This window comes from Bifidobacterium catenulatum PV20-2 (assembly GCF_000800455.1).
Classification (GTDB): domain Bacteria; phylum Actinomycetota; class Actinomycetes; order Actinomycetales; family Bifidobacteriaceae; genus Bifidobacterium; species Bifidobacterium kashiwanohense_A.
Map to the genome: position 1 here is coordinate 1578494 of NZ_CP007456.1, position 11773 is coordinate 1590266.

General features: G+C 57.2%; 10 protein-coding genes. 1 reads left to right on the forward strand and 9 read right to left on the reverse strand.

Features of this window, described 5'->3' with window-relative positions; genetic code table 11:
• Position 1: 1 nt before the first annotated feature.
• The 3 genes from AH68_RS06965 to AH68_RS06975 form a co-directional block, all read right to left on the reverse strand.
• The gene (locus AH68_RS06965) at positions 2-928 is read right to left on the reverse strand and encodes an ABC transporter permease (protein WP_039198868.1); all 927 of its coding nucleotides are present in this window, start codon (positions 926-928) and stop codon (positions 2-4) included.
• Between the two features lie 404 nt (positions 929-1332).
• Positions 1333-2967, reverse strand: a complete 1635-nt coding sequence (locus AH68_RS06970; protein ID WP_039199952.1) for a peptide ABC transporter substrate-binding protein — start codon at positions 2965-2967, stop codon at positions 1333-1335.
• Between the two features lie 301 nt (positions 2968-3268).
• Positions 3269-4195 carry a tyrosine recombinase XerC gene (locus tag AH68_RS06975; protein WP_039198870.1) on the reverse strand — a complete coding sequence of 309 codons (927 nt, stop codon included), beginning with the start codon at positions 4193-4195 and terminating at the stop codon, positions 3269-3271.
• A 177-nt stretch (positions 4196-4372) separates the two neighbouring features.
• On the opposite strand from AH68_RS06975, the gene AH68_RS06980 reads away from it, so the two are divergent.
• Positions 4373-4630, forward strand: coding sequence for a DUF6725 family protein (locus AH68_RS06980; protein WP_039198872.1), 258 nt, complete (start codon positions 4373-4375; stop codon positions 4628-4630).
• Between the two features lie 4 nt (positions 4631-4634).
• Here the strand turns inward: AH68_RS06980 and AH68_RS06985 are convergent, their stop codons facing one another.
• The 6 genes from AH68_RS06985 to nadC form a co-directional block, all read right to left on the reverse strand.
• Entirely contained in the window at positions 4635-5675 is a 1041-nt protein-coding gene (locus AH68_RS06985) for a prephenate dehydrogenase (protein WP_039198874.1), read from the reverse strand.
• A complete protein-coding gene (locus AH68_RS06990) occupies positions 5669-6649 on the reverse strand; it encodes a prephenate dehydratase domain-containing protein (protein ID WP_039198876.1) in 981 nt (326 codons plus the stop codon). Before AH68_RS06990 ends, AH68_RS06985 begins: the two co-directional genes overlap by 7 nt.
• Positions 6650-6715: 66 nt before the next feature.
• Positions 6716-7282: a hypothetical protein gene (locus AH68_RS06995; protein ID WP_039198878.1), complete on the reverse strand. Its 567-nt coding sequence runs from the start codon at positions 7280-7282 to the stop codon at positions 6716-6718.
• Positions 7283-7487: 205 nt separating this feature from the next.
• On the reverse strand, positions 7488-9419 hold the full coding sequence (gene typA, locus AH68_RS07000; RefSeq protein WP_004220539.1) for a translational GTPase TypA: 1932 nt from the start codon (positions 9417-9419) through the stop codon (positions 7488-7490).
• Between the two features lie 137 nt (positions 9420-9556).
• Positions 9557-10837, reverse strand: a complete 1281-nt coding sequence (locus AH68_RS07005) for a cysteine desulfurase family protein (RefSeq protein WP_039198883.1) — start codon at positions 10835-10837, stop codon at positions 9557-9559.
• 16 nt (positions 10838-10853) lie between these two features.
• A complete protein-coding gene (nadC, locus tag AH68_RS07010; RefSeq protein WP_039198885.1) occupies positions 10854-11738 on the reverse strand; it encodes a carboxylating nicotinate-nucleotide diphosphorylase in 885 nt (294 codons plus the stop codon).
• Positions 11739-11773: the final 35 nt, after the last annotated feature.

The following is an 11773-nucleotide window of genomic DNA, read 5'->3' on the forward strand; positions in this document are numbered from 1 at the left end:
ATCACGCGTAACGGATGCGCGGATCAAGCGCGGCATACAGCAGATCGACCAACAGGTTGCAGACCACGAAGATCAGGGTCAGCAACGTGACGACGGAGACCACGACGTTGGCTTCGCCCTTGAGGATGCTCTGGTAGGTCAGGAAACCGACGCCATGGATGTTGAAGATCTGTTCCGTGATCATGGCGCCGCCCATCAGCGCGCCCAGATCCTGGCCGAGGTAGGTGACGACGGGAATCATCGAATTGCGCAGCACATGGCGCAGCATGACGGACTTATTGCTCATGCCCTTGGCGCGTGCGGTGCGCACGTAATCCTCGGAGATGTTGGAGGAGATCTCGGAACGCGACAATCGGATGATATAGGCCATGGAAACGGAGCCGAGCACCATAGCCGGCATCAGCAGATCGAAGAATCCCGGATCGGCACCTGCGGTGACCGGCAGGATGCGCCATTTCACGCCGAGGAAATACTGGCCGAGGAAGCCGGTGACGAACGTCGGCACGGAAATCAGCAGCAACGAGACAATCAGAATCACGGAATCGTACCACTTGCCCTTCTTCAGGCCGGCGATCACGCCGAACACCACGCCGAAGATAGCTTCGAACACGAATGCCATCAGACCGAGCCTGATGGTGACCGGGAATGCGATCGTGATCTCGTCAAGCACCGACTGGCCGGAGAATGTCTGGCCGAAATCAAGTGTCAACGCGTTCTTCAAGAACAAGAGATACTGGATGATGAACGGCTTGTCGAGGTTGTACTCGGCGCGAATCTGCATTTCGACGGCGTGATTGACGGGCTTGTCTCCGAACATGGCCTTGACCGGGTCTCCCGGAAGAGCAAAGACAAGAGCGTACACCAACAATGTAGTGCCGAGAACCACTGGAATCATCTGCAGAATGCGGCGCAGAAGATATTTGCCCATTTTTGGTTGCTCCTTTTCCATATTCCGGTTGGCCGCCAGTCCGTACTGACCTGCGAATGAGGCCTCACCAGAATCAAATACCCCGTAAGTCTACCGCATCGGCAGACTTATGTTGCGCCAAACTAAAGAAATCCTGAGAATCCGCCATTCAACGGCTGCGAAATCCTCTCACACGGCTGGCGGAGAACCGGAAAAAATAGACAAAATCAGTCGATGAAACCAAAAACCTCCGCATATGCGTTCCATGAGCGCAGCACATGCTGAATGCATTCGGCGAATTATCTGAGAGCATCCATCAGCAGGGAGCGTGCGCACGGAATACGAAAAAAGGGAAACAGGGTGTACCCTGTTTCCCTTGTCACAGCGAAGTGAATCCTATGACGGATCGGAATCCGCCATCAGCCTCACTTGGTGAGCTCGTTGTAGACCGGCAGGTTCTGCCAATTCATCTCGAAGCCCTTCACGCCGGTCGCGGCCACGCCGTTGGCGTTGGAGTAGTACAGCGGGAAGGCAGGAAGCTCCTTGAGCAGAATCTCCTGGGCCTGCTGGTAGATCTTGTTGGCCTCATCGGTGCTCTTCGCGGCGGAGGCCTCGGAGCACAGCTTGTCGAACTCGGCGTTCTTGTAGTCGCCGTCGTTCGAACCGTTGCCGTCGGCGGCCGCGGAGGAGTACAGCTGGTAGAGGTAGTTCTCTGGGGACGGGTAGTCTGGCTGCCAGCCGGTGCGGAAGGCGCCCTGGATGGAGCGGTTGGTCACGTCGTTACGGAATTCCTGGAAGGTAGGAATCGGGTTGGTGGCCACGTCGATGCCCAGGGTGTTCTTCACGGAGTTCACCACGGCGTCGAAGATCGACTTCGCACCGCCGTCGGCGTTGTAGGCGAAGGTGAGCTTGCCGTCGTAGTGGGAGATGGCCTCGGCCTTGGCCCACAGTTCCTTGGCCTTCTTCGGGTTGTACTTCAGGTTCTCGCTGCCCTTGAGGGAGTCGGAGTAGCCCGGGGTGAGCGGGGAGGTGAATTCGACGGCCGGGGTGCCCAGACCGTTGAGAACCTTCTTGCAGATGGCGCCGCGGTCGATGGCCATGGACAGCGCCTGACGGCGGAGCTGGCCTTCCTCGGTGTTGGTCTGCCAGTGTTCCAGAGATGCCGGGATGGTGAAGGTTTGGCTCACGGAGCCGGCCTTGCTGTACGGCTGGACAGAAGAGTCGGACTTGAAGGTCTTGGAAGCGGAGGTCGGAACGCTGTTCATCACGTCGAGGTTGCCGGCCTGGATGTCGGCGTATGCGGCCTCGTCATCGGTGTAGATCTTGAAGGTCACACCGTCGTTCTTCACCACTTCGTTGCCCTTGTAGGCGTTGTTCTTGACGAGTTCGATCTGCTTGTTGTGGCTCCAGGACTTGAACTTGTACGGGCCGTTGCCGACCGGCTTCTCGCCGAAGGCCTTCGGATCCTTGTAGAAGGATTCCGGCAGCGGGGCGAAAGCGCTGTAGCCGACCTTGATAGCGAACACAGAGTCAGGCTGGTTCAGGTCGACGGTGAACTCGTGGTCGTTGACGACCTTGAGGCCTTCGAGCTGCTCGTCGCCCTTGAGGTTCTTGGCGTCCTGCAGCTTGTCGAAGCCCTTGATGGTGGAGAAGAACGAGGAGCACTTCTGCGCGTTCTTGGCGTTGGCGACGTAGCTCCAGGCCTTGGTGAAGGATTCGGCGGTCACTGGGGTGCCGTCAGCGAACTTCCAGCCGCTCTTGATCTTGATGTCGAACTGGGTGCCGTCGTCGTTGGACTTGATGGACTCGGCGACTTCGTTCTGCGCGTTGCCCTTCGTGTCGTAGGAAACCAGACGGGCGAACAGCAGGTCGATCGGGATGCCGCCGCCGGTCTCGTTGGTGTTGCCCGGGATGAGCGGGTTCTGCGGTTCGGAATCGTATGCGGTGATGACGTTGGAACCCTTGTCAGCGGTGGAGCCACCGTTGGAAGAGCCGCAACCGCTGAGCAGCATGCCGAATGCGCATGCGGCCGCAGCGAAAGCCAGAGCTTTCTTCTTCATGGAATTCATATTCTCCTTATCCATTATTTCCAGAGCTGTAAGACCCTGTTCAAAAAGAAGGCGGACGTCAATACCGTGGCATCAACGTCCGTCTTCGTTCTGATAGTAGGTTCATTATCACTCGATTAAGGGACAACCACTCCATATCCGAGGGAGGCCCATACAAAATAGTCAAATCAAAACTCATCATCTAATAAAATAAACCGTTTTTCCGCTTATCGCCGGAACAACTTATCCGCATCGTGCATATGGACGGACACGGACATATCTGTTCGCTGTCAGCGTACTTTGCCGATTCGTATCATGCCCGAGGAAATGCCTGACCGTATCGGGCTTTCAACTGTTCGATGGATACATGCGTGTACCGTTGCGTGGTCTTCAGTGAGGAATGTCCCAGGAGCTCCTGCACCTCACGCAAATCCGCTCCCCCGTCAAGCATATGCGTGGCGGCACTGTGCCGCAGAGCATGAGGGCTAATGTCGGGAACGCCGGCATCACGCGCGCATGCGTGCACCACACGACGTACCATCCGCTGATCAATGCGTTTGCCTTGTCTCCCAAGAAACAGCGCAGCCGCGGACTGCTCACCCACCAACAGGGGACGCCCATCATCCAGCCACCGACGTATCGCTTTTTGCGCCGGAGCGCCAAATGGCATGACTCGTTGTTTGTTGCCTTTGCCGGTCACTTTGACCGTTCGATTGGAAAAGACCACATCCGGCACATCGAGTCCCACCAGTTCAGCCACACGCATGCCCGTCGCATACAACAGTTCCAGCATTGCGGCGTCACGCAGCTCAATGGCCTGCTGCTTCATGGTCCGTTCCTTCGGCTGAGACGTTTCACCGTCCTCATCCACGCGTTCCATCAGCTGTTCAGCCTGTGATTCGCTGAGCACATCCGGCAATGTATCAGGTATTTTCGGAGTCATGAGCACACAAGCCGGATCCGTCGTCGTCACGCCATGCTCATGCGTCCACGCGAAAAAACCACGTACCGCCACAGTTTTTCGGGCCATGCTGCTTTTCGCATGGTTTTTCGATGATTCCGCCATCCACATGCGAAGATCTTCGATGGTCACCTCGTTAAGGTCCCTGCATCCAAGCCGCTCCAAGGCAAGCAGACATTCTTCGACATCGCCTCGGTATGCCTTCCGTGTGTTTTCACTCAATCCACGGTTGGCTTTCAGATATGTATCGAATGCCTCTACGCTCTTATCGAACAGCATGCCGATCAGCCTTTCCCGAGCTCAACAGCAAGCCCGAATCCATGAATTTCCTTCCATTATGTGTCCATTCTCCGATAGAAACCGAATTCCGGCACAACTTGGAAGAAGACCAACTATGCTGTCCAGTAGCGTTCGCTCAGCGAATCCGTCGATAATCGTCTATTCGAAGGGGAGATTATGCCGATTCCAAACGAAATTCCAGCAGGTGCACGCATTGTGGTGCGCACCTGCGAAGGTGTCGACTCAAAGGACCAGCGCATGAAATTCCGCGATTATGTCGGTCACGTACGTTCTTGGGACGGGCAGACATTGGAAATGACGCGCGATGCGGCAGCCAACGGTTCGCGCCCGGAGCAACGTGTCAGCATTCCCGCCGACACCATCGTCACCATAAAACCGGTTCCGGAACGTTCCATGACAAGGCCGCGCCCATAGCGCGTCATACTGCGGAACGCACCTGTGCCATAGCTTGACGGTAGCCGTCGAATCGCACAATATGCTCTCCCCTGCGCGCCGACTCCAGCAGCATCTGCTGCCAACCGGTCTCGGGAATTGCCAGTTCGACCGTTTCGCAACGTTCTGTAAAATCGGGTTCTTTGGCGAGAGCCTTGTATTCACGGAATGGCTGCCCCTGTACGAAGAAACGCGCCATTTCCTTATCATCGCCTGCAGTGAGCACGCCCTGTTGCGAAGTCATGCCATGCAACACATTGGCTATAAGCGTCAAACGATTGGCCATGTTGCGCAATAACGCTTCAACATTGGCCGCATCCTCTTCCACCATTGCACGGGTACGGTTCGGATCGGTCAGCGCAACACGGGTCATATCCCGCCACGAGCCGGCGGCGAGCGCTGCCGCGATGTTTCGATTGGGATTGGCCACCAGCTCGTTGATCATGGCCGTGGAAATGACGTGTGGCATGTGAGAGATCAGTGCCGCGCAACGATCGTGGGTCGCATCGTCGAGTACAATGAGACGATTCGCGCAATGGTCGACGATCATTGTCGCAACGGCACGAAAACGCTGATACTCTGTGTTTTCATCCACGGTAATGGCCCAAAGAGCGCCATCGTAAAGCGTTGGATCCGACGATTCCCACCCGGATAGCTCATTGCCGGCCATGGGGTGCGCCCCTACATAGCAGTGTTCCAACCCTACGGCCCTGACCTGCTCCCTGACCATTCCTTTGACGCTGCCTACATCGGTGAGCGTGGTGACGCTTGGATCGATCAGCGGTTTGAGCGCACCCAGAATTTGCGGCATGGCTTTAAGCGGATTGCATAACACAAGCACATCAGGCTTTGCATCGGCAAGCACAGCCAGCGTGGGCACACATCGTATGCCGTCCGCCTCCGCGGTTTCATATGGCCGATCGTTATGGTTCCATGCGACGACCTCGCAGCCCGCATTGACGAGCCTGCGTGCCAGAGACCCCCCAATAAGTCCGAGACCCACGATTGCGATACGTTGCTTCACCACATCAGTTCCTTTTTGACCGTTTCACTGTTCTGCCAATCGTCTGGCAGATGCCTTTCGTCAAGACGTACGCCTCCCTGAGGCAGCATCCATGAGGTGACTGGAGGATTGGGACGTTCTCTACGCGGATATACAGCCAGAGTTTTGGCCCAATCACCATGTTCTGCGATTTCGACCAGAGCATCGTGGAAACGTTGTTCCCACGGTGCCGCATCGAGCGTCGCGATAAAACTGTAGGTGCCTGTGCATCCTTTGATTGGCCGTGAGATGAAGCTTGTCATGTTAAGTCCTGCGTCTCGGAATACGTCCAGCAGGTTCGCAAGTACGCCAGGGCCGGTGACGAGCGGGATAAGCGTCAACACGGACTCGTATTCCATACCGGATTGGGAACGTGGCTGTTCCAATAGTTTCTCTGCTTCCTTGCGCGGGGCGAGCACAAGGAAATCAGTTTGCGCGCCTTGATAATCCTGCACGGCAGTGCCGATACGTGTGACGTTGTAGAGTTCACCGCAGATACTTGGCCCAAAGGCTATTTCGTTCGCTGTAATGTCTCGACAAGCGGCGGCGTTGGATGGTGCTGGAACCGGCCGCAAACGATGTTCCGCGATAAAACGTTTGCATTGCGCGAGTCCGTGCGAATGCGCGGTGGCCACGGTGGCATCTTCCGGATCGGATTCCGCACGCACGTACGCGTCAAAAGTAACGTCGACGCCCACGCGCGCGAATCCGGCCAGGTCTTTGGCGTCGATCAGCGCGTCCAAGTTCGGTACCACGTAGCCTTCGACATTGTTTTCCCATGCCACGACGCCCCAGCCCTCACCCTGCTGCACGGCTTCGAAAATCTGCGGCACATCGTCCAAAGCCACCAATTCGAACCTTTCAGGTTCGAGATGGGCCAGCTCCTGCGATGCATTGACCGCGGCCTGATGGGTGAAGGTGCCTTGCGGACCCAGATAGAACAGCTTGCGTGCGCTCATTCAACCCCATTTCTTTTCTTGGTGTTTCCATGCACCTTATCTCATTGACATGGAATCAGCTGCTAATCATTTCACTGGCTGGGCGCTGCCAGACGTTTCGGGCCCTCTCGTTTGGGGGTAGACAACAAACGCATCATCATGCGTCTTCTTGCGTGGAGGCGTGACGAACCAACATTTCGGTAATACCAGCATCACGACCGGAATGAGTACGACTCCGTATAGCCAAAAATATCCCGCTTGCTCACTGAAGAACGGCATGGGATCGTCTCCGCCGAATCCAACGGGAATCATGGCATCTCCGCCGGGACCATACCCAGCCATCACCGTCCAGACTGCCAGGGAAGAGCTAATCAGATGCAATGCGAGGCCTGAAACGCCGTCACGAGATCGAGCGGACCATGTTGAGATGATCACCATGAGATAGGCGATCAGCAATCCGTAGGGAATGTTCATGGATGCCCCCATACGGTGAGCCATGGTTCCTATCATGCCAACTACGATTCCAGAAACCAGATCGACCAGGAATCGTCCCCATATCGGCAGGCGGTACGACCATGGCATCAATCGTGCATCAGCCACCATCCGTTGATTGGATTCATCCGTATCATGCGATTGCCTCATCTGTTGCGTCATATCTCTACTATCTCTCGTTAACCTGAAAAGAAAAAGAGATACGTGAGAACACGTATCTCTTTTCGTGAAAGCAACGCGAAAAATCACTTGTTATTTTGAGCGTTGTTCTGCTGAGCCGTCAAACGGAGAGCCCAGTGGGCTCACCGTAGGCGAAGTGAGCAAGCACACTACCGTGCTTGCGAAGCCGACTGAACAACGTAAAAAATCACTTGTTATTTTGAGCGTTGTTCTGTCGGCGCTGCTTGGCGCGCCACTTATACCAGTCCTCACGGCTGAGAATGATCTTGCGCACGCGGATGGATTCCGGGGTGACTTCCACACACTCGTCCTCGTTGGCGAAGTCCAAGGACTCTTCGAGGCTCATCTTGATCGGCGGAGTCAGGGTTTCGAGCACGTCTGCGGTGGAGGAACGCATATTGGTCATATGCTTGGCCAACGTGATGTTCACATCAAGCTCGTCCGGCTTGTTATTCACGCCGACGACCTGGCCCTCGTACACCGGAGACTGCGGCTCAACAAAGAAGTTGCCGCGTGCCTGCAGACGCTGCATGGCGTACGGGGTGGCGATACCCTTACGATCGCAGACCATGGAGCCGTTCTGGCGCGTCACAATCTGACCGGCCCACGGAGCGTAGCCGGCGGAGATGGAGGATGCGATGCCGGTGCCGCGGGTGGCGGACAGCAGCGCGGTACGGAAGCCAATCAGGCCACGGGACGGCACGGTGAACTGCAAACGGACCCAGCCGGTGCCGTGGTTGGTCATGTTCTCCATGCGGCCCTTACGGTCAGCAAGCAGCTGAGTGACGGTGCCCATGTACTCTTCCGGAACGTCGATGGTGGTGTTTTCCATCGGCTCGTTGATCACGCCGTCGATGGTCTTGGTGACCACCTGCGGACGTCCGACGGTCAACTCATAGCCTTCGCGACGCATCTGCTCGGCGAGCACGGCCAGTGCGAGTTCACCACGACCCTGAACCTCCCAAGCATCCGGGCGCTCGGTCGGCAGCACCTTGATGGACACGTTGCCGATGAGCTCGCGGTCGAGTCGATCCTTGATCATGCGGGCGGTAAGCTTGTGGTCTTTGCCTTCGGTGCCTGCAAGCGGGGAATCGTTGATACCGAAAGTCATGGAGATGGCCGGGTCATCAACGTGAATCAGCGGCAACGGACGCGGATCAGACGGGTCGACAATGGTCTCGCCGATCATGATGTCGTTCACACCTGCGACTGCGACGATGTCGCCAGGACCTGCGGAATCGACCGGAGTACGCTCAAGGCCCTGCGTACGCAACAGTTCGGAAACACGGAAGTTCTCAACGGAGCCGTCCACACGGGACAGTCCGTAGGTCTTACCCTTTTCAAGGGTGCCATTGTAGATGCGCACCAAGCCGAGTCGTCCGAGGAAGTCAGAGGAATCGATGTTGGCGACGTGTGCCTGAAGAGGCGCGCCTTCCTCATATTCCGGAGCCGGAATGTTCTTGATGATGGCCTCGAACAGCGGTTCGAGATCTTCATTGTCTGGCAGACCGCCATTTTCCGGCTGGTTTTCGGAAGCATAGCCAGCCTTTGCCGCACAGTAGATGACCGGAAGGTCGAACAGTGCGTCTTCATCGAGGTCGATGCCTTCCTCGATAACATCCTGGGCCAAGCCGAGCAACAGGTCGGAGGATTCACCCACGACTTCTTCAATACGGGCGTCCGGGCGATCGGTCTTATTCACGCACAGGATAACCGGCAGTTTGGCCTCCAGCGCCTTGCGCAGCACGAAGCGGGTCTGCGGCAGCGGACCTTCGGAAGCGTCGACAAGGAGCACAACACCGTCCACCATGGAGATACCGCGCTCGACCTCACCACCGAAATCGGCGTGGCCAGGGGTGTCGATGATGTTCAGGGTGATGCCTTCCGGATGCCCGTACTTGGCGGCCAGCGGACCGGTGTACTGCACAGCGGTGTTCTTGGCGAGAATGGTAATACCCTTCTCACGCTCCAGATCGTTGGAATCCATCACGCGATCCGGGACTTCCTCACGCTCGTTGAACACGTGGGACTGCGCCAGCATAGCATTGACCAGCGTAGTCTTGCCATGATCGACGTGTGCCACAATCGCTACATTTCGAATATCGCCGCGAACCGCCATCGAAACCTCTCTTAGTATTGCCGTTCTCTTGCGTAAACGTTCGGTACATACATGCTGTCGGTACTTGAAAAATCGTACTTACACACAAACCGAGCCAATATTAGCGAAGCGTTACGACACCTTCGCCGACGCCGCATTCAGGCGAGCGCCTGTTGCGCTTGGATGTTAATCGACGGATCGCTGACCGTCGAAGCCCCACGCAACGAGTCGCAGGATTCCTCCACTACCGAGGCGATCTGGTTGATCTGCTCCGGTGTGACCGGCTCACGGAAGGTCATGCGAATGGCTGATTTTGCCACTATCGGATCATATCCCATCGCCAACAATGTACCGGGCGCTTCGTGACGGCCGACAGCACAGGCCGAGCCGGATGAACAAGCGATGCCACGAGCATCCAAATCGACCAGCAAAGCTTCTCCGGAAAGTCCCGGAAAAACGAACGACGCATGCCCCGGAAGCCGTCGTTGCGAATCCCCCGTAAGCTGTGCTCTGGGTTCCACACGCAGCACCGCGTCGATCAGACGGTCCCGGGAAGCCACCAGCGCGCGTCCAATCTCATGCATTCGTGTGTTCGAGTCACGCAACGCAACGGCCAGTGCGACCGCACCGGCGACATTCTGCGTGCCTGACCGTAGGGAACGTTCCTGCCCGCCGCCGCTCATCAGCGGCTCGACAGGCACTCGGGAACGTAGCAGCAGTGCCCCCAGTCCCTTCGGCGTGCCGAATTTGTGTCCGGACAAGCTCAACGCGTCCACATCCCATTCGCGCATACGGATGGGGATGAGTCCCGCCGCCTGCACCGCGTCCACATGCAGTGGCACGCCATGCTCGTGCGCGATGCGTGCTATTTCATTGACGGGCTCCACTGTGCCCACTTCGTTATTGGCAAGCATCGTCGATACCAGCAGCGTGCAGTTACAGGGTTTTCCGGACGTTCCGGAAACGCTGTCGGAACTGCTGTCAAGATCGCCCTGGGCCAATTCGGCCCTCAACGCATCCAAATCGATATGCGCTTGATGGTCGACGGGGATCTCCACCACTTCGCAACCGAACCAGCGTTCCATCCAACGGGCCGATTCCAACACCGCCGGATGTTCGATCGACGACACAATGACACGCGGACGCACCTGCTCGCCATATGCTTCACGCAGCAAACGCATGCGGGCCATCGCAATGCCTTTAATCGCAAGATTATCCGCTTCGGTGCCGCCTGAAGTGAAGATCACGTCATCCGGACGCGCGTCCAAATCGGCTGCGATAGACCCACGTGCAGCTTCGAGGGCGCGTGCGGCGGTTTTGCCCGCGCTGTGCACGCTCATCGGATTCGCGTACGCTTCGGTCAGAAACGGCATCATCACGCTGATGACGTCGCCGCCGACCGGCTCGGTGGAGGCGGCGTCCAGATACAGGTGTTCCATCAGTCCTCCCTGCGCTTCAGTTCCAATCCAGTCCAAGGTCGATGCTGCTCACGCTGTGGGTGAGCGCGCCGACGGAAATCACGTCCACACCGGTGGCGGCCACCTGCGGTATACGTTCCAGCGTCATGTTACCGCTGGCTTCCACAATGGCGTTGCCTGCGATAAGGTCAACTCCCTTGCGTGTGTCTTCCAAGGAGAAGTTGTCAAGCATGATGGTATCGGCACCGCCTTCAAGCGCGGCTTTGATCTGCTCCAAACGGTCTACTTCCACTTCGATATGCGTGGTATGTCCCACCTGTTCGCGGATGTGGCGAATCGCCCCGGCCATATCGATGCCTTGTTCGGCGAGCGCCGCGAGATGGTTGTCTTTGACCATGACGGCATCGGACAATCCGTAGCGATGATTATGTCCTCCACCGCAGGTGACGGCATACTTCTCGAACGGACGCAGTCCCGGAGTCGTCTTGCGCGTGTCCACGATACGGGTGCACGCATAGGTGCGCGGCGTTCGATAGTCCGTGGTTTTGACGGCTTCGTCCGCCGCTTTGACGAAGGCCGCCGTCATGGTGGCTATGCCGCACATACGTTGCGTGAAGTTCAACGCCACACGTTCCGCCGTGAGCAAGTCACGCACAGGACCTTCGACTTCGGCAAGCGTCTGTCCAGCTTCGAAACGTTCGCCATCCCTGATGGTGGCGAGCACACGAATCGCAGGGTTCTGCGCGACGAACGCCGCTTCGAACACCGCGATGCCGCTCATTACACCTTCCTGTCTGGACACGAGTCTTGCGGTGCCGTGGGCATCGGCGGGAATGGTGGTTTCGCAGGTGATGTCACCGTTGGGTGCATCTTCCTCAAGCGCGGCTTCGACGGCCGTGCGAATGACCTGACGGGTCAGCATTTAGGGTCCTTTCCGCTATCTCTCGTCGCGCAGCA

Coding starts and splice junctions, on each gene's coding strand:
- AH68_RS06970 (WP_039199952.1), bottom strand. CDS start 2,967: ATGAAGAAGAAAGCTCTGGCTTTCGCTGCGGCCGCATGCGCATTCGGC.
- typA (WP_004220539.1), bottom strand. CDS start 9,419: ATGGCGGTTCGCGGCGATATTCGAAATGTAGCGATTGTGGCACACGTC.
- AH68_RS07005 (WP_039198883.1), bottom strand. CDS start 10,837: ATGGAACACCTGTATCTGGACGCCGCCTCCACCGAGCCGGTCGGCGGC.
- AH68_RS06975 (WP_039198870.1), bottom strand. CDS start 4,195: ATGCTGTTCGATAAGAGCGTAGAGGCATTCGATACATATCTGAAAGCC.
- nadC (WP_039198885.1), bottom strand. CDS start 11,738: ATGCTGACCCGTCAGGTCATTCGCACGGCCGTCGAAGCCGCGCTTGAG.
- AH68_RS06965 (WP_039198868.1), bottom strand. CDS start 928: ATGGGCAAATATCTTCTGCGCCGCATTCTGCAGATGATTCCAGTGGTT.
- AH68_RS06990 (WP_039198876.1), bottom strand. CDS start 6,649: ATGAGCGCACGCAAGCTGTTCTATCTGGGTCCGCAAGGCACCTTCACC.
- AH68_RS06995 (WP_039198878.1), bottom strand. CDS start 7,282: ATGACGCAACAGATGAGGCAATCGCATGATACGGATGAATCCAATCAA.
- AH68_RS06980 (WP_039198872.1), top strand. CDS start 4,373: ATGCCGATTCCAAACGAAATTCCAGCAGGTGCACGCATTGTGGTGCGC.